This is a genomic window from Hoeflea sp. TYP-13 (genome assembly GCF_040932035.1).
In the GTDB taxonomy this organism is placed as follows: domain Bacteria; phylum Pseudomonadota; class Alphaproteobacteria; order Rhizobiales; family Rhizobiaceae; genus Hoeflea_A.
This window is the reverse complement of the sequence record NZ_JBFRBB010000005.1, coordinates 121371-138352: the sequence shown is the minus strand read 5'-3', so window position 1 is coordinate 138352 and position 16982 is coordinate 121371. Positions and strand designations below refer to the sequence as shown.

The 16982-nt window shown below is 57.9% G+C and carries 15 protein-coding genes; 13 read left to right on the top strand and 2 right to left on the bottom strand.

The window, feature by feature from the left end; translation table 11 throughout:
• The first annotated feature begins 56 nt into the window (after positions 1 to 56).
• From ABVT35_RS23710 to ABVT35_RS23680, 7 genes are all read left to right on the top strand, one after another.
• On the top strand, positions 57 to 1112 hold the full coding sequence (locus ABVT35_RS23710; RefSeq protein ID WP_368469909.1) for an ABC transporter ATP-binding protein: 1056 nt from the start codon (positions 57 to 59) through the stop codon (positions 1110 to 1112).
• A gap of 42 nt (positions 1113 to 1154) precedes the next feature.
• Complete coding sequence (locus tag ABVT35_RS23705) at positions 1155 to 2522, top strand: ABC transporter substrate-binding protein (protein ID WP_368469908.1); 1368 nt, start codon at positions 1155 to 1157, stop codon at positions 2520 to 2522.
• A 64-nt stretch (positions 2523 to 2586) separates the two neighbouring features.
• Positions 2587 to 3522 carry an ABC transporter permease gene (locus ABVT35_RS23700; protein WP_368469907.1) on the top strand — a complete coding sequence of 312 codons (936 nt, stop codon included), beginning with the start codon at positions 2587 to 2589 and terminating at the stop codon, positions 3520 to 3522.
• Position 3523: 1 nt separating this feature from the next.
• Complete coding sequence (locus ABVT35_RS23695; RefSeq protein WP_368469905.1) at positions 3524 to 4384, top strand: ABC transporter permease; 861 nt, start codon at positions 3524 to 3526, stop codon at positions 4382 to 4384.
• Positions 4385 to 4430: 46 nt separating this feature from the next.
• Entirely contained in the window at positions 4431 to 5534 is a 1104-nt protein-coding gene (locus ABVT35_RS23690) for a nucleoside hydrolase (protein WP_368469904.1), read from the top strand.
• A gap of 208 nt (positions 5535 to 5742) precedes the next feature.
• Positions 5743 to 7299: an FMN-binding glutamate synthase family protein gene (locus ABVT35_RS23685; protein ID WP_368469903.1), complete on the top strand. Its 1557-nt coding sequence runs from the start codon at positions 5743 to 5745 to the stop codon at positions 7297 to 7299.
• A gap of 429 nt (positions 7300 to 7728) precedes the next feature.
• A complete protein-coding gene (locus ABVT35_RS23680) occupies positions 7729 to 8796 on the top strand; it encodes an alpha/beta hydrolase (protein ID WP_368469901.1) in 1068 nt (355 codons plus the stop codon).
• Between the two features lie 26 nt (positions 8797 to 8822).
• Here ABVT35_RS23680 and ABVT35_RS23675 read toward each other — a convergent pair whose 3' ends face one another.
• Positions 8823 to 9680 (bottom strand): LysR family transcriptional regulator, encoded by an 858-nt coding sequence (locus ABVT35_RS23675; RefSeq protein ID WP_368469899.1) that lies wholly within the window; start codon positions 9678 to 9680, stop codon positions 8823 to 8825.
• 97 nt (positions 9681 to 9777) lie between these two features.
• On the opposite strand from ABVT35_RS23675, the gene acdA reads away from it, so the two are divergent.
• From acdA to ABVT35_RS23655, 4 genes are all read left to right on the top strand, one after another.
• On the top strand, positions 9778 to 11004 hold the full coding sequence (gene acdA, locus ABVT35_RS23670; protein WP_368469898.1) for a 3-sulfinopropanoyl-CoA desulfinase: 1227 nt from the start codon (positions 9778 to 9780) through the stop codon (positions 11002 to 11004).
• Positions 10997 to 12619 (top strand): thiamine pyrophosphate-binding protein, encoded by a 1623-nt coding sequence (locus ABVT35_RS23665; protein WP_368469897.1) that lies wholly within the window; start codon positions 10997 to 10999, stop codon positions 12617 to 12619. The genes acdA and ABVT35_RS23665 overlap by 8 nt, the downstream gene beginning before the upstream one ends.
• A gap of 17 nt (positions 12620 to 12636) precedes the next feature.
• Positions 12637 to 13824 carry a CaiB/BaiF CoA transferase family protein gene (locus ABVT35_RS23660; protein ID WP_368469896.1) on the top strand — a complete coding sequence of 396 codons (1188 nt, stop codon included), beginning with the start codon at positions 12637 to 12639 and terminating at the stop codon, positions 13822 to 13824.
• Positions 13825 to 13945: 121 nt separating this feature from the next.
• Positions 13946 to 14749, top strand: a complete 804-nt coding sequence (locus ABVT35_RS23655) for a DUF1194 domain-containing protein (protein ID WP_368469895.1) — start codon at positions 13946 to 13948, stop codon at positions 14747 to 14749.
• 60 nt (positions 14750 to 14809) lie between these two features.
• Here ABVT35_RS23655 and ABVT35_RS23650 read toward each other — a convergent pair whose 3' ends face one another.
• Complete coding sequence (locus tag ABVT35_RS23650) at positions 14810 to 15100, bottom strand: DUF1330 domain-containing protein (protein WP_368469894.1); 291 nt, start codon at positions 15098 to 15100, stop codon at positions 14810 to 14812.
• Between the two features lie 125 nt (positions 15101 to 15225).
• On the opposite strand from ABVT35_RS23650, the gene ABVT35_RS23645 reads away from it, so the two are divergent.
• Both ABVT35_RS23645 and ABVT35_RS23640 read left to right on the top strand, forming a co-directional pair.
• On the top strand, positions 15226 to 16104 hold the full coding sequence (locus ABVT35_RS23645) for a LysR family transcriptional regulator (protein WP_368469891.1): 879 nt from the start codon (positions 15226 to 15228) through the stop codon (positions 16102 to 16104).
• Positions 16101 to 16718 (top strand): glutathione S-transferase family protein, encoded by a 618-nt coding sequence (locus ABVT35_RS23640; RefSeq protein WP_368469888.1) that lies wholly within the window; start codon positions 16101 to 16103, stop codon positions 16716 to 16718. The genes ABVT35_RS23645 and ABVT35_RS23640 overlap by 4 nt, the downstream gene beginning before the upstream one ends.
• Positions 16719 to 16982: the final 264 nt, after the last annotated feature.

Below are 16982 nucleotides of genomic sequence, written 5' to 3'. Positions count from 1 at the left end.
AGAATTTGACCCTATCCGGCGCGTTGTTCATTGCCTGACCGGGCGGTGCTGACACCGTGACGCAGGTACAGCTCAAGGCAGTCAGAAAGGAGTTCGGATCATTTGTTGCGCTCGAGCACATCGATCTGGACATCCAATCCGGCGAACTCGTGGCCCTGCTCGGCCCGTCCGGCTGCGGCAAGACGACGACGTTGCGCATGATTTCAGGTCTCGACAATCCGACAAGCGGTGAGATTTTTTTCGACGGAAAGGACGTATCGGACGTGCCGGTGCGCGACCGCAATGTCGGCATGGTGTTCCAGCGCTATGCGCTTTTTCCCCATATGAGTGTCGAAAAAAACATCACCTTCGGTCTGCGCGTACGCAATATTCCGGTTGAAGAGGTTGGCGAGCGCCTTGAGGAGATCCTGGATATTGTCCAGCTCACGGCCTTTCGAGACCGGTTTCCGGCGCAGCTCTCAGGCGGGCAGATGCAGCGCGTTGCAATCGCCCGCACCCTTATTACCAAGCCATCCGTCCTGATGATGGATGAGCCGCTGGCCAATCTCGATACCAACCTGCGTGGAGAGATGCGGCGGTTCATCCGTGAGCTGCAGCAGCGCTTCAATATCACCACGATCTTCGTGACCCACGACCAGGTCGAAGCCATGGAGCTGTCCGATCGGGTTGCGGTGCTTTTTGACGGGCGTCTGGAGCAGTTCGATACGCCCGACGGCATTTACCACAGGCCCGACAAGACGAGTGTGGCGAAATTCATGGGCGCGTCGAATATCATCGACGGTGTTGTCGCAGACGGTGCGCTGAACACGGCATTTGCCGAATTGAGTGTCGGCGATGGCGGTGCATTCAGCGCCGGTTCGCAGGTCAAGGCGATGGTGCGCAGCGAGGCCATCAGACTTCTGAAACAGCCGGAAACCGATGTTCAGAACCAGCTTTCCGGCACAATCCGCACCGCCGATTTCTTCGGCGCGACCGTTTCCTACGTCGTGCAGGTCGGCGATTTCGAACTCAATGTTGACGAGCATTCAACAGAGAAGCTGGAGCCCGGAACTCCGGTCTATCTGCAATTGCCGCGCGACAGGATCTGGCTGTTTCCGGACGGAACCAGCTAACTGAACCGGTGGCAGGAAGCCGCCATAAACGGGAGGAATATCATGACTGGTATGAAAAAGAGCGCTTTGCGCAAAGGACTGACGACAGCGGGTGCGCTCGCGCTGATGACGTCACTTGCCCATGGCGATGACGCGGCCAAGCAGTTTCAAATGGATTTCCTTGACGGCAAGGCAAGCTGGGAAGACGTGAAGAAACGCGCCGCTGAGGAGGGCAAGATCAACTTCTACTATTGGGGCGGCAGCGACACCATCAATGTGTGGGTCGACAGCGTCGTTATCCCTGCGCTGGCGGCAGAGGGCGTCACGCTTAATCCGGTGCGCATCACCGGCACAAAGGATGCGGTTGATCTGGTGCTTGCGGAAAAGAACGCGGGCAAGGGCGTTGGCGAAGGCAGTGTCGATGCCATCTGGCTCAACGGCGAAAACTTCTACACGCTTTCCCAGCAGGACGCATTGTTTGGGTCTTTTGCGCAGAAGGTGCCGAATTCGGGCAATTTCGACTGGAATGAGGATGATCCGCGTTCGCTCTTGAACCTGCGCGATTTCGGTGTCGTGACCAACAGCCAGGAAATCCCCTGGTCCGGGCAGCAATATGTCTGTGCCGTTAACCGGCAATATGTCGATGCGGCCGATACGCCGTCGACCTTCGAGGAGATGAAGGCCTATCTTGAAAAGAATCCGGGCAAGTTCACCTATGTGAAGCCGCCGCACTATATCGGCAACACGTTCGTGCAGTCGGTGGTCTATGCCTTCAACCCGGACGGCAACGGCGCCATTCCGTTCCAGAAGTCGATCGACGAACTTGGAGCCGAAGAGCTGGCACGGCTGATCAAACCGGGAATGGAATATCTCAGATCCATCGAACCTATGTTGCTCGGTGCCGATGGCGGGAAGGCGCGTTATCCGGAGGATATTGCCGCGCTTGACGGTCTTTTCCTCAACGGCGAGATCTATTTCGACTGCAAATTCGGTCTCTACGCGGTGCATACCGGGCTGCAGACGGGGACCTATCCGGAGCAGGCTGAAGCATTCATCTTTCCCAAGGGGCTGATGATTGCCAACAAGAACTACCTTGCCATTCCGGTAAACAGCCCGAACCCGGCAAGCGCCCTTGTCTTTGCGAACTATATGGCTTCGGTCGAATCGCAGGCTTCCAAACTTGAAAAAGCCGGCATGCCGGTGGGCATCGACATCTGGAAACTAACCGCAGAACAGGCCGCCATGGTCGAAAAGGCTGCGCCCAAGCACTATGGCGTTACCCAGGAAGAGCTCGACGCCAATGTGGCGCCGGACACCAATGCAAGTCTGGTCGATGTGATCGAAGCCACGTGGCTCGAATATATCGAGCGCGGCTCATCCGCTTCGATTGAAGAGATCGTCGCCAAGTCGGCCAAGGAAATCGCGCAGTAGCGCTCGAATCCGGTGTCGCCGGCCCCGGCCGGCGGCGCTTGGTCTTTATCCGGAAAGGTGCCCGATGAACGTGACGACCATGACAGCCGAGCAGCGCAATGTTAAGCCCAAGCGGACTGTCGAACAACGCAAGGCGCGGCTGCTGCTGATTGCCGAACTGTCGCCGGTCGTCATCGTGCTGTTTGTTCTGTTTGGCGGTGCGCTGGTGCTTGCCGTGCTTCAAAGTCTCGGCTTCGCCCCGTGGTTCGGCGTCAACACGTTTCCGGATTTTTCCTATTTCGGTGCGCTTTGGGGATCTTCCGCCTTCTGGGTGTCGCTGTGGCTGACGCTCTATTACGGATTCGTGTCGACAATCATTGCGCTGATCATGGCGATCGTGCTCAGCCTTGCACTGATCAAGCCGTTCCGCGGCAAGACCCTTTATAAATATCTCTACAAACTGCCGCTGATGATCCCCTATACGGTGGGCATCGCGCTTGTCGTGCTGATGCTCGGAAATGGCGGCATCATGTCGAGGCTGCTGGCCTTTGTCGGCATGATCGACAATCCGGGAGAGTTCCCTCAGATCCTCAAGACCCATTACGGGTGGGGCATCATCGCCGTCTATGTGTGGAAACAGGTTCCGTTCATGACGTTAGCGATTTATGCGGTGCTTCTTGGCATTGGGCGCGAAACCGAGGAGGCGGCAGCCATTCTCGGCGCCAATCGCCGGCAGATCTTCTTTTCCGTCACCCTGCCGCAGATCCTTCCCGGTATCGTTTCGTCGACGCTGATCTGCTTTGCCTTCAATGTCGGTGCTTTCGAGGCTCCTTTCATTCTCGGCGGCGGCTATCCAGACACGCTTCCGGTGGTTGCCTGGCGTTACTTCAACGATGCCAACTATGCCTTCCAGCTGCAGGGCATGGCGACGGTTGTGTCCATCGGCATCGTCTCGGGCGTGATCCTGTTCGGATATCTTGCCACTTACCGGCGCTACGAGCGCATGCGCGGGAGAGCCTGAGATGGCCAGCCGGAAAGTCACCAACACGTTCAACCGCCTTTCGCCTTTCCAGCGGTTTTATCTGATCGCGGTTGCGGCGCTGATTGTCGGCCCGTTCGCTCCGCTGATTGTTCAGAGCCTGGCGTTCCGCTGGGCCTGGCCAAATCTCCTGCCTTCCGTGTGGTGGCTGGAACAGCGCGAGAAATCGCCCATACCGCTGGCCTGGGACTATGTGCTTTCGCCCTATTCGCGGATCTACGAGGCGACTATCAACACAATGGCGATCGGTCTTGCGGTAACCGTCATCTGCCTGGCTATCTGCCTGCCGGCGGCGCGGGTGCTGGCGCGTGAAAGCTTCAAGGGCAAAAACGGTTTTGAGTTTTTCCTGTCCTTGCCGCTGATCGTGCCGGAAGCGGCGATCGGCATTGCGCTTTTGATGATCTTCATCAATCTTGGCCTTGCCGGCAGCTATGTGGGCATCATCATCGCCCATCTCATCCCGACCATACCCTACATGGTGCGCATGCTGACCGCAGTCTATCAGGGGCTGGGACGCGAATTCGAGGAACAGGCGATGATCCTCGGCGCCAACCGGTGGCAGATTTTGAGGATGGTGACGCTGCCGATGCTGATGCCCGGTGTTGTTGCGGGTGCTCTTTTTACTTTCCTCGTCTCCAGCAACATCTTCCTGCTCACCTTTTTTTTGGGGCAGGGCAAGATCATCACCCTGCCGACATTGCTGTTTTCGAAAATCTCCGGCGGAACGCTGGATGCTTCTGCGGCCGGGATCACGCTCATCGTTTCCCTGCCCGGCATCATCCTTCTGGTGATCTCGGAGCGGTTCATCAAGGAAGAGGCTTTCGGCAAGGGCTTCGGCAATTAGAAACAACCCGCGATGCGGCGGACCAACCGACCAGGAGGCTGGGCAGATGAAAACACCGGACCACATTCTTGAGCGTTTCCCGACACTGAGCGATGACGAGATGCGCCAGCGGCTGGAGCATCCCGGCAAGCCGGTCCGCGTGATCATCGACACCGATGCCGCAAACGAAATCGACGATCAGTTCGCCATTGCCTGGGCGCTGCTGTCGCCCGACCGACTGCATCTCGAAGGCGTGACTGCGGTGCCGTTTTCATTCCAGCACCACCGCGATGCGATCATCGAGAGCGTGAACCATTTGCGGGAAGGGCGCTCGGCGAGCGACGACAAGGTCGGCAGCCTGCGCGGCTGGGCGGAACGGGTGATCGCCGCCGGCCGCAATGCAGAGGATATCAAGTTCGTCGCTCCCGACGAGGGTGCCGAGCTTTCCTATGAGGAAATCCTGAGGGTCTATGATGAATGCCGGGTTTCGCCGGAAGGCAGGGTGTTCCGGGGATCGCCCGGCTATCTGACATCGCTCGACGAACCGATCACCTCGCCATCCGCTGATTTCATCATCGAACGTGCACGGGCCAAGCCGGACGAGCTGCTCTACATCTGCGCCATGGGCGCGGTCACGAATATCGCTTCGGCTTTCCTGACGGCGCCAGACATCATCCGCAATGTCGTGGTCATCTGGACCTCTGCCTATCCAAGCCACTCACCGCACTGCAACGCTCCGTCTCTCAATCTGGTTCAGGATCCACTGGCCTCGAGTCTGATCTTCGATTGCGGCGTACCGCATGTCTATCTGCCCGGTTATTTTGTCGGTGCCCAGCTCAAGATGTCGCTTCCGGAGATGGAGCGTTTCGTCCACGGCAAGAGTGCGATCGCCTCCTATCTGCACCATCTCTATACGCACAATCCGCTGCACGAGATGTTTGCGATCACCGATCCGGAAGAGCGCAGCTGGGTGTTGTGGGACCTGATCGACATCGCCTGGCTGTTCGATCCAGAATGGGTGCCGACCATGCTCGTGCGCTCGCCGGTGCTCGATGATGATCTCTACTGGCAGCACCCGGAGGGCCGTCATCTGATGCGCGAGGCCTATGACGTCAACCGCGACGCGATCATGATAGACCTTTACCGGCGGCTAGAGACGGCGCCGGACTGAGCAGGCGCCGATCACGGATTTCTCACCGGAATATGTCTTGCGATTGATCGACGCATAAGAGCATTAAGGCTCAGTCAATCGCCATTGGGAGGATGGCTGGCCGATGACCGCGCCCATGGTTTCGATCCCGGCTACCCAAGCGGACCGTAAAATTGCCGTCCGGCTCCCATAATTGTTGATCGGTGCACTGAAGCCGGGGAGCTGAATCATGATGGACAGCCTATCCAACCAGGTCGTTGTGGCGACATTGCAGTTTCTATCGACACTGTTCGTCGTCGCCATAGGGGCGGCGGTGCTGGTGGTGATCATTCTGTTTATTCTGGATGTGAGCCAGACCGGCGATGCGGTTCGCAGGAACTATCCGGTGCTTGGCCGGTTCCGCTATCTGTTTTCGATGCTTGGCGAATTCTTCCGCCAGTATTTCTTTGCAATGGACCGCGAGGAAATGCCGTTTAACCGCGCCGAGCGCGAATGGGTCGACCGGGCGGCGAAAAACAAGGACAACACGATCGCCTTCGGTTCCACCAAGAGCCTGACGCCGCCCGGTACGGCCATATTCGTGAATTGTCCGTTTCCGACGCTTTCGGAAGATGCCTCGCAGGTCCAACCGCTGGAAATCGGCCCCTACTGTCGTGAACCCTTTCATGCGCCATCTATCTTCAATATTTCCGGTATGAGCTACGGCGCGCTCTCGACACCTGCGGTGCGTGCCTTGTCAAATGGAGCGCGGATGGCCGGGTGCTGGATGAATACCGGTGAAGGCGGGCTTTCGCCCTATCATCTGGAGGGCGGCTGCGACATCGTCTTTCAGATCGGCACGGCCAAATACGGTGTGCGCGATGAAAGCGGTGCGATGAGCGATGAAAAACTGAAGGAGGTCGCTGCCCACCCGCAAGTCAAGATGTTCGAGCTGAAAATGAGCCAGGGTGCCAAACCCGGCAAAGGCGGTATCCTGCCGGGGATCAAGGTGACGCCGGAGATCGCCGCCATACGCGGGATTCCCGAGGGGCAGGATTCGATTTCGCCCAACAGGCACCCCGAAATCGACAATGCCAGCGAGATGCTCGATGTGATCGAGCGCATCCGCAATGTCACCGGTAAGCCGGTGGGCTTCAAGGCCGTTATCGGTGCGTTTGGCTGGCTTGAAACCATGTGCAGGGAAATCCATGAGCGCGGCATCGAAAGCGCGCCCGATTTCATCACCATCGACAGCGGCGACGGCGGGACCGGCGCGGCACCGATGGCCCTGATGGACAATGTCGGCTTGCCGGTCAGGGAATCGCTGCCGCTGGTGGCCGACATATTGCAGAAATACGGTCTGAGGGACCGCGTCCGCGTTGTCGCATCCGGGAAACTCATCACACCGTCGGAAGTTGCCTGGGCGATTGCTGCCGGCGCCGATTTTGTTACCTCCGCGCGCGGCTTCATGTTCTCGCTCGGATGCATTCAGGCGCTTAAATGCAACAGAAACACATGTCCGACCGGAATAACGACCCACAACACGAGACTGCAAAAAGGGCTCAATCCGGAAAGCAAGGCCGTCCGGGTGGCCGGTTACTGCAAAAACATGATCCACGAGGTCGAGGTCATTGCCCATTCCTGTGGCGTGCGGCGGCCGCGGCTCCTGCGCCGCATGCATGTGCGTGTTGTTCAGGACAATGGAAAATCCATGTCGATGGACGAGCTTTATCCGTGTCCTGACGTGCTTGCCGAATACAGGCAATCGGCGGCAAAAACAGCCCCCGAACCGGCACAGGTTTCGTGAGCTCATAGCATTACAAAATCGGCATAGCAGCACTAGAGTTTTTGTATTCGTAAAATGTGGAACGTTCGGTTCTTATGGCGCCGGTTTAGGAACCTCTTTGAAGTAGCACGCCTGCAGTGTGTCTACGGTGGATAACTGATCCGCGCCTTACCCCTAACCTTTACCGGGCGTGGTGGAAGGCCCCTCCCTGTGGGGGTCTTCTTTTTTTTTCTGATTTCGACGGTATACGATGTGCGTCCATGTTTGCGGCCTTGATGTGTGCTGACCGTATCCGGATCCTTGCTCGAAAGAAGGTTGTTCCGGGGTTTGCGCGCACCTTGTTAAAGGCCGTGCGCACGCGTATTGAGTTCCGGCTGGAATGGATGTGGTGCGGTTATGATATCAAGGCGGATAGCTCCCGGAACGGTTTGGTTGCCGACTGTGGTCCTCATGTTGATTCTCTCCGGATGCGGCAGCCGCGGTGAGTTTGCTTTCAGTGACGCCAATCCCCTGGAGGCCAAACAGCACACAATTCTGGTTGCCACCAGCAGAAAGCAGGAGGACGGGCCATACACCTATGGCCGTGGTCGCGCGAACGAAACGCAATTTATGAGATTTGATGTTTCAGTGCCGGGCAGCCACAAAACCGGTCAAATCGAATGGCCGAAGGATCGGCTTAATCCCGACAAGCATTTTTATGTTGCCAAGGCGGAAAAATTCGGAACGCCGTCGGACTTTTACAGGGCCGTGGCGCACAACAATGTCACGCCGTCTGGTAGTAGCGAGATCACTATTTTTGTTCACGGCTACAACACCAACCTTGCCGAAGGCGTCTATCGCGTTGCCCAGATGACGCATGATTTTGAAGGGCCGGGAACACAAATTCTCTTTTCCTGGCCCTCCGCCGCGCAGGCGGCGGGATATGTTTACGACCGCGACAGCGCGGTTCACGCACGGGATCGGCTGCAGTCGCTGCTTGAGGATCTGGCCCAAAAAAGCAACAAGAAGATCCTTCTGATCGGCCATTCCATGGGAAGCTACCTCGTCACCGAAACATTGCGGCAGATGTCGCTGCAAAAGAAAACCGCGGCGCTGAATAAACTCAACGGCGTTGTTTTGATGTCACCGGATATCGATGTCGAGGTGTTCCGCTCCCAGGCCAAGGCAATCAAGCCGTTTCCAGAACCGTTTGTGCTGTTTGTGGCTAGGCAGGACCGCGCGCTGCGCCTGTCGGCTTTTATCACCCGCACGCAGCAGCGCCTCGGATCGATTGAATATCTGGACGGGCTGGATGACATCGATGTCACCGTCATAGACGTGACTGATCTTGCAGATGGCCAGGGCCTGAATCATTCCGTCGCGGCAACGTCGCCGGCTGCGATTTCCGTTCTGCGCGGATTGTCGGGGCCTGAGGAACTGGCAAGGATCCGGTCCGGCCATCGACCGGAAACCTGGCTTGGCGCGCTCGATATTACCGGAAATGCCGTCAGGGTTGAGCTCAGACGCGACCCGCCCTAGGTCTTTTTCCTCCAATCAGGACATCTCTAGAAAAGGGCCTCAAGGAGCTTGCGTCTTCCATGGGCCGGGCTTCCTTCGAGCATGGTCAGGACGATCTGTCGGGTAAGGCCGGTGCCGTCCGGTTGCAGCATCGTGATGCGGTCATCGCCGTAATGGCTGATATCCGGCACCGGCAGAAGCGTGAAGCCGATGCCCGCCTTGACGCATTCCAGTATCGCCTCGACACCGTCGAGCACGATGATTTCCTCCGGGCGCTGCCCATCCGATTGGCTCATATATTTTGCAATCAGTTTGCCGATGCCGGTACCCGGCGCAAAATGAAGGAACGGCATTTGCGCAGCAATGGCCGTCAGAGGCTTGCCGGCCTCATGGGCGGGTACAGCAAAGGCCAGCTCTTCCTCGCGCAGCAAAGCATATTCGAGTCGCGGGTCAGGATTGCTGGAAGCCGTCAGCACTGCAAAGTCAAGCTGTCCGGCAAGAACCTTCTCTTCCAGCGCTTCCGAAAGGCCGATTTGCAGGTCGAACCGGGCACGCGGCGCCACTGCTGCGGCCTGCATCAGAAAGCCGGGCAGCAGGCGGACACTCGCCGTTGATACGAAGCCGGCGCGGAACCTGCCCACAAGCCTGTCGCTGGGACTGCAGATGCGCACGAGATCGTCCTCGGCTCCGAGCAGTTGCACCGCCCGTTCCGAGACCGCCCTGCCGAGCGGCGTCAGCTTGGGCGGGCGGAAGGAGCGGTCGAACAGCAGGGCATTGAGTTCCTCTTCCAGCGTCTTCATCTGCATCGATACCGCAGAAAGGGTCATATTGAGCTGGTCTGCTGCGATCGCAAAGGATCCGACCTGCCGGATTTTCACAAGTGTTCTGAGGGATCGCGTCTGCATAAATCTACAATCTTTGAATTTGGTCTCATATTTTATTCGATTGTGATGAATTTAATGGACGATAGGATGTTTGTCATCTGTCGAAGGGACCCGTCACATGACCAATTCAACAAATGCGTATCAGGAAACAGCAAGGGAGCTGGCCGCGATTTTCGCGCCCCGGGCCAGCGGGTGGGACAAGGACCGGACTTACTGCTGGGACAATGTCAAAGACCTGACCGACGCCGGCATAATGGGCATGACCCTGTCGGAGGAATATGGTGGCAAGGGCGCGTCCTTCCACGATGTGGTTCTGGTGATTGAGGAGATCGCCAAGGCCTGCACACTTTCCGCAAGGATCGTGGTTGAAGCCAATATGGGCGGCATCAGCGCCATCATGGCCTACGGCACCGATGAGCAGAAAGCCTTTTGTGCGCCGATCGTTCTTGCGGGCGACAAGCCGGCGATCTGCATTACGGAACCAGAGGCCGGCAGTGCGGCAACCGAAATGCGCACCACGGCGCGAAAGGCGGGTAACAGGTTCGTCCTTAATGGAACAAAACACTGGATCACCGGTGGTGGGATATCGAAGCTCCATTTGATTTTTGCACGGGTGATGGACGAGAGCGGCGAGGAGCTTGGCATTGGCGGGTTCATTGTCCACCGCGATCCGGAAAACGGCATCGAGCCGGCGGGATTGGAAATCGTTCGCAAAGAACACACGATGGGCCTTTGCGGCATGCCCGAGGCCGAACTTGCGTTCCGCGATCTTGAAGTCGATAGCGCAATGGCCGTCGTGCCGCCGTCCGGCTACAGGCGCGGATTTGCCGATCTGATGAATGCCTATAACAGCCAGCGTGTCGGTGCCGGCGCTGTTGCCATGGGCATTGCTGCCGGCGCTCTGGATCATGCAAGAGACTATCTTCTCGAGCGTCAACAGTTCGGCCGGCCACTGGCTGAATTCCAGGGATTGCAGTGGATGTTCGCCGACATGGACGCCGGTGTTCATGCCTCGCGTCTGATGCTGCATGAAGCAGCGCGTTCGCGCGGTCCCAATGGCAGCCCGTTTCCCGATATCATGATGGCCGCCCGCGCCAAGCTGTTTGCATCCGAGACGGCCATCAAGGTTGTCAGCGATGCATTGCAGATTTTCGGTGCGCGCGGATATGGCGACCAGGAACCGCTGGAGCGCATGTATCGCGATGTGCGCATGTTCACAATCGGTGGCGGCACGGCGCAGATTTTGCGCACACAGGTTGCCGGTCAGCTTCTGGGCATCAAGACGCCGCAGACCCGACAGGGCTATCAGGAGATCGCCGCCCGGTCAGGAGGCCGCCATGACTGATGGATCTTACCGGGCAGCGGATCTGCTTGCGCAGCGCCTTTATGAGGCGGGATGCCGCCACGCATTCGGCATGCCCGGCGGCGAGGTGCTGACCATTGTTGATGCCCTTCAAAAAGCCGGTATTGAATTCATTCTCGCAAAACATGAAAACAATTCAGGTTTCATGGCGGAAGGCGTTCATCACCGTACCGGTGCGCCGGGCATACTGGTCTCGACTGTCGGGCCCGGCGCACTCAACGGCGTCAATGTTGTTGCCAATGCACATCAGGACCGGGTGCCGCTGATCGTGCTGACTGGCTGTGTCGATGCGGACGAGGTGCTGACCTACACACATCAGGTTCTGGACCATCAGGCGGTGATGGGACCGATCACCAAGGCCACATTCCGCCTGACGGCTTCGGGCGCTGACATCATCGCCGACAAGGCGATCGGCATCGCAACGGAAGGCCGTGCCGGACCGGTTCATATCGATGTTCCGATTTCCGTTGCCGATGCGGAGCCGGGTACGGTCCGGCTGCGGCGGCGGGCAGTGGCTTCGTCCACGGTGCCGGCCCAAAGCGCTGATCTCGACCGCGCGCGCGAGTGGCTGCGCCGTGCCAGACGGCCCTTAATGATCATCGGGCTTGATGCCCTGAAGGACGAAGCCGGTAGCGCCATCTTGTCCTTTGCCGAAAGCTATAATGTCCCGTTCGTGACGACCTACAAGGCCAAGGGGATTGTGCCTGAAGACCACCCGTTGTGTCTTGGCGGAGCGGGCCTTTCGCCTCTGGCGGACAAGACCCTGGTGCCCCTCGTTCAATCCGCCGATCTCGTTATGTGTATCGGCTATGATCCGATTGAGATGCGCACCGGATGGCGGGAAATGTGGGATCCGGCGAAGGTTCATGTCCTTGATATCTCCGCAGCGCCCAACCACCACTATATGCACCAGGCCGGCCTGCATTTCATTGCCGATACGGGAGCGACGATTGAAGCCCTTCAGGCCGGTGTTGCCGCCGGCGAAACATGGAAGGGCGGCGAAATTGAACAGGCCAAGGTCGCTCTGGCGGCGGATTTCCCGGCGGACGATCTATGGGGACCAGCGGCTGTCATCGACGAGTGCCGAAAAACCCTGCCGAAGGATGCTATCGCGACGGTCGATTCCGGCGCGCACCGCATTCTTCTGTCGCAGATGTGGACATGTCATGAGCCGCGCACTTTGCTGCAGTCGTCCGCCCTTTGCACCATGGGCTGCGCCGTGCCGCTTGCCATCGGCGCCAGGATTGCCGAACCGGACAGGCCGGTCGTCTCATTTTCCGGTGACGCGGGCATGCTCATGGTCGCCGGCGAGCTGTCGACGGCGGCGGAACTGAAGAGCAAAGTCATCTTCGTGGTATTCGTCGATGCCAGCCTGGCTCTGATCGAACTCAAGCAGCGCCAGCGGCAGCTTGGCAACAAAGGAGTCGATTTCGCCCGGCACGACTTCGCAGCCATCGGCAGGGCGTTCGGCGGCAACGGCCACACGGTGACAAGCCGGGCGGAGCTTCGCGACGCAATGAGGCAAGCGCTTCTTGCCGATACATTCACGGTTATTGCAGCCGTTATAGATCCGAAATCCTATGACGGCCGGATCTAGACAATGGAGACGTGACAATGACAGGCGCTCTTGAAGGTCTCCGGATCCTCGACCTCAGCCGGATTCTTGCGGGGCCGACCTGCACCCAATTGCTCGGGGATCTGGGCGCAGAGGTGATCAAGATCGAAAATCCGAAGACGGGCGGTGACGATACGCGGCATTGGGGGCCGCCCTTTGTCGATGGAACTGCGGGAAAACCGACGGATCTCAGTGCCTATTTCATGGCCGCCAACCGCAACAAGAAATCCGTCGCGCTCGACATCAGCAGCAAAGAGGGGCAGCGCGTTGTCCGCCGGCTCGCGGCCGGTTGCGATGTTGTAATTGAGAACTTCAAGCCGGGTTCGCTGGCGAAATACGACCTTGATTTCGAAACGATGCTCGGGGACTTTCCGCATCTCGTCTACTGCTCGATTTCCGGCTTCGGCCAGACGGGTCCCAATGCTTCGAAACCCGGATACGATCTGATGGCGCAGGGCTATGGCGGCATCATGAGCCTGACTGGCGAGCCCGAGGGTGAGCCAATGAAAGTGGCGGTCGGTATCGCCGATGTCATGTGTGGCATGTACGCGGCCGTCGGCATCCTTGCCGCCCTGCGCCACCGCGCGCGGACCGGAGAGGGCCAGCACATCGACCTGGCGCTGGTCGACAGCCAGATCGCCTGGCTTATCAATGAGGGCGTCAACTATCTGACTTCGGGCGAAGTACCTAAGCGGCGCGGCAACGGACATCCGAACATCGCGCCCTACCAGGTGTTCGAAACCGCTGACGGCCATGTGATCGTTGCCGTTGGCAATGACGCGCAATTCGAACGGTTCGCAGGTTGGCTTGGCCGAGCCGAGCTTGCCGGGGACGAGCGCTTTGCGACCAATCCGGCAAGGCTTGAAAACCGCGATAAGCTAACCGCCATTCTTCAGGCGTTGCTGTATGAGCGCGCCAGCGACGAGATTATTGAAGGGCTTGAAGCAATCAAGGTGCCTGTTGGGCCGGTCAACACGCTCGACCGCGTCTTCGGATCCGACCAGGTGGCGGCGCGTGACATGAAGATTGCAGTCGACACACCCGCCGCGAAGGACGGCCGGGTTTCGCTCATCGGCAATCCCTTGAAACTGTCGAAAACACCGGTCAGCTACCGGCGCGCGCCACCTCAAATGGGGGCGGATACGGATGCTGTTTTGTCAGGGATTTCCGAGCCGGATAGTGTATGATCAGGCGAAACAACACTGCTGACAGCAGGTGTGCCGAGTGATCCGTTACGATCGCTCTTCAGTGCATGTCGTTGAGAGGACCGCGGGAAGCAATCGCGGTGTTTGCGTTGGAGGTTGTGAATTGCACACCGGTATAAAATTGCTGCTGACAGCGTACCTGCTTATTGCATTTTCCGTCAAAGCGGCCGGTACCGAGGACCGCCAGGATATTGCACTGGCGCTGGCGGTGGATGTTTCGATTTCGGTCAATGAGGAAGAAAAGCTGCTGCAAAGGCGCGGCTATGTCGAGGCTTTCCGGTCCAGTGAGGTCATCGAAGCCATTTTATCAGGGCCCCGCGGATCGATTGCCGTGACCTATTTTGAATGGTCTGGCGGCATTGAGCCGACCATTGTTGTGCCGTGGTTTGTGATCGACAGCGAGGAAACCGCCTATGCGTTTGCCGAGCTTTTGAACAAGAACACTGTCAGGCGGCTCGACACGACATCGATTTCCGGCGCCATGCTGTTCGGTCAGGAACTGCTGAATCTCAAACGCGGCAAGGTGGGAAAACTCATTCTGGATATCTCGGGAGACGGGCCCAACAACCACGGAATGCATGTCAGGGACGCGCGCGACAGGCTGGTCGATGACGGCATTACCATCAATGGATTACCGATCATGGTGAATGCCAATGAGCGTTTTTTCGGATTCGATCTGAGAATGCTGGACCAGTATTACCGCGACTGCGTGATAGGCGGACTTGGTGCGTTTCTAGTCACTGCACTCAGCTGGCAGGAATTTCCCCATTCCATCCGGCGCAAACTGGTGCTGGAGATTTCCGGCCGGGGCGAAAATCCTGAAAAGGCGAAACTCAGGAACGTTCGTCATTCGAACGCCGAGTTGAAATTGGCTGGTTATGAAAACTGCGCAACGCCGGGACGATAGAAAGTCGTTATATTGTTGCGCTCGTGCCGCCTGTTTCCGAGCGGCACGAGTGCATTTCACTTACGAACTGCCCTCTATAATCAGAAAATCCGCTTCCGCATTGGCGACGCGGATTTCCCGGGCAGCTTTGTATTCAGGCGAATGATAACAGGCGAGCGCTGTGTCATAATCCTGAAACTGTACAACGACATTGCGGTCGCGCGCTTGCCCCTCGGGCGCTACATAACGTCCACCGCGCACCAGAAACCGTGCATTAAACTTTTCAAATGCAGGCGCTGCAGCAGCAAGATAATCAGGATAGTTTTCGGCGTTTTTTACGGAAACGCGGACGACCCAATATCCCATTGGCATGACAAATCCTTTCATTCTATTGGTGCCCGGTATCGGGAGGGTATTGCTGTGCCTGGCGATATAGGGGTTTTCGTCTCAACAAAAAAATGAATAATTAAGATGATTTCATTCTCCGGGAGAGATGGATGGACCTGTCAGATCTGCGGATATTTGCTGCGGTGGTTCACGAAGGCGGCATCACACGTGCGGCTGAACATCTGAACCGCGTGCAGTCCAATGTGACAACGCGTATTCGCCAACTCGAGGACCGTCTGGACACGCAACTCTTTCTGCGGCAAGGGAAGAAACTCGTGCTCACCCCGTCCGGGCATATGCTGTTGGATTATGCCGAGCGTCTGCTGGCGCTTGCCGAGGAGGCCGAGGCTGCTCTGCAGGACGAAAAGCCGCGCGGCCTTTTCCGTTTGGGGTCCATGGAAAGCACGGCCGCCGTGCGTTTGCCCGGCCCGCTGTCGCATTATTCGCGAAAATATCCGGAAGTCGTTCTTGAAATGCGCACCGGCAATCCGACACAGCTTTCCACGGCACTGCTGAATGGCGAGATTGACGCCGCGCTTGTGGCCGAGCCGATCGCGGAATCCAAATTCGACTGGATCGTCGCATTCGACGAAGAGCCTGTGATCGTCACATCCGAAGATTACCCGCCGATTGATGAGGATGTTCCGGACACGATGCTGGTTTTCGAGCATGGATGTCCGCATCGACGTCGGCTTGAGGAGTGGTATGCCCTGCGCAAGGAATTGCCGGAACGAACGGTTGAGCTTCGGTCATATCACGCCATGCTGGGCTGCGTGCTGACCGGCATGGGCGCGGCGCTTGTTCCAAAAAGCGTTATCTCGACCTTTCCCGAGGCCAAACGTCTGCGGGTGACGCCGCTGCCCCATGGGCGGGACCGGTTGCGCACGATGATGATCTGGCCCAAAGGTGTCGCATCACCCAAGGTCCGGGCATTGTGTGAAGTTCTGACAAATGAGCGCCAATCGACCAATCAAAGAGGCGATAGATGATTCTGGTTCACCATTTGCGCATCGGGCGATCGGTTTTCACGGTCTGGCTGCTGGAGGAGCTCGGCCTTGATTACGAGCTCAAGATTTATGAGCGGGACCGCAATTTTCGCGCACAGGCGGATCTAAAGGAAGCCCATCCGCTGGGCAAATCGCCGGTGATCGAAGACGGTGGCCTGAAACTTGCCGAATCCGGTGCGATTGCCACATATCTTGTCGACACATACGACAAGGACGGCCTGCTGGCGCCGCCGCGCAGCGACGTCGCCGCCCGCGCGCAATGGACGCAATGGCTCCACTATACGGAAGGTTCGGCTTTCGCGCCGCTGCTGATGAAACTGCTCCTGCGCGGTGAACAGGAACCGCATCCGCTGCTTATCGGGGCCTTTGCCAATGGAGAAGTGGCGCTGCAGCTCGGCTATATTCAGGATTTTCTCGGCGACAAGACGTTTCTGCTCGGCGAACAGCTGCAGGCTCCGGATTTTGGCATGACCTATATTCTGCAGCTTGCCAACCGCCTGGGCGAGTTGCAGCCCCATCCTCTCCTCAATGCCTATCTGGAGCGCAACCTTACGCGACCGGCCTTCAAACGCGCCATGGAACGCACGGGCGGGTGACATTGCTCATGTGTTGCGGTTGTCTCGTTTCGTATTGATCCTGCACTGTTTTCATCTTGCACACGAACCGATTCATTGCGGTGTGATATCTGAGCTCCCTATTGATGAGGCGATCACGTGCCCCGGCATCATTCCCGTGGTTGTGAGCATACCCGTCATTCCGTTTGATGCGAGACCGGGTGGATAAAGGTATCGCCGGAACGTGGACCGTTGCGATGAGAGATCGATTGATCGTCTCCACTTTCATATCGGCTTAGCTCGGTT

Coding starts and splice junctions, on each gene's coding strand:
- ABVT35_RS23705 (WP_368469908.1), top strand. CDS start 1,155: ATGACTGGTATGAAAAAGAGCGCTTTGCGCAAAGGACTGACGACAGCG.
- ABVT35_RS23700 (WP_368469907.1), top strand. CDS start 2,587: ATGAACGTGACGACCATGACAGCCGAGCAGCGCAATGTTAAGCCCAAG.
- ABVT35_RS23695 (WP_368469905.1), top strand. CDS start 3,524: ATGGCCAGCCGGAAAGTCACCAACACGTTCAACCGCCTTTCGCCTTTC.
- ABVT35_RS23690 (WP_368469904.1), top strand. CDS start 4,431: ATGAAAACACCGGACCACATTCTTGAGCGTTTCCCGACACTGAGCGAT.
- ABVT35_RS23685 (WP_368469903.1), top strand. CDS start 5,743: ATGATGGACAGCCTATCCAACCAGGTCGTTGTGGCGACATTGCAGTTT.
- ABVT35_RS23680 (WP_368469901.1), top strand. CDS start 7,729: ATGTTGATTCTCTCCGGATGCGGCAGCCGCGGTGAGTTTGCTTTCAGT.
- ABVT35_RS23675 (WP_368469899.1), bottom strand. CDS start 9,680: ATGCAGACGCGATCCCTCAGAACACTTGTGAAAATCCGGCAGGTCGGA.
- acdA (WP_368469898.1), top strand. CDS start 9,778: ATGACCAATTCAACAAATGCGTATCAGGAAACAGCAAGGGAGCTGGCC.
- ABVT35_RS23665 (WP_368469897.1), top strand. CDS start 10,997: ATGACTGATGGATCTTACCGGGCAGCGGATCTGCTTGCGCAGCGCCTT.
- ABVT35_RS23660 (WP_368469896.1), top strand. CDS start 12,637: ATGACAGGCGCTCTTGAAGGTCTCCGGATCCTCGACCTCAGCCGGATT.
- ABVT35_RS23650 (WP_368469894.1), bottom strand. CDS start 15,100: ATGCCAATGGGATATTGGGTCGTCCGCGTTTCCGTAAAAAACGCCGAA.
- ABVT35_RS23645 (WP_368469891.1), top strand. CDS start 15,226: ATGGACCTGTCAGATCTGCGGATATTTGCTGCGGTGGTTCACGAAGGC.
- ABVT35_RS23640 (WP_368469888.1), top strand. CDS start 16,101: ATGATTCTGGTTCACCATTTGCGCATCGGGCGATCGGTTTTCACGGTC.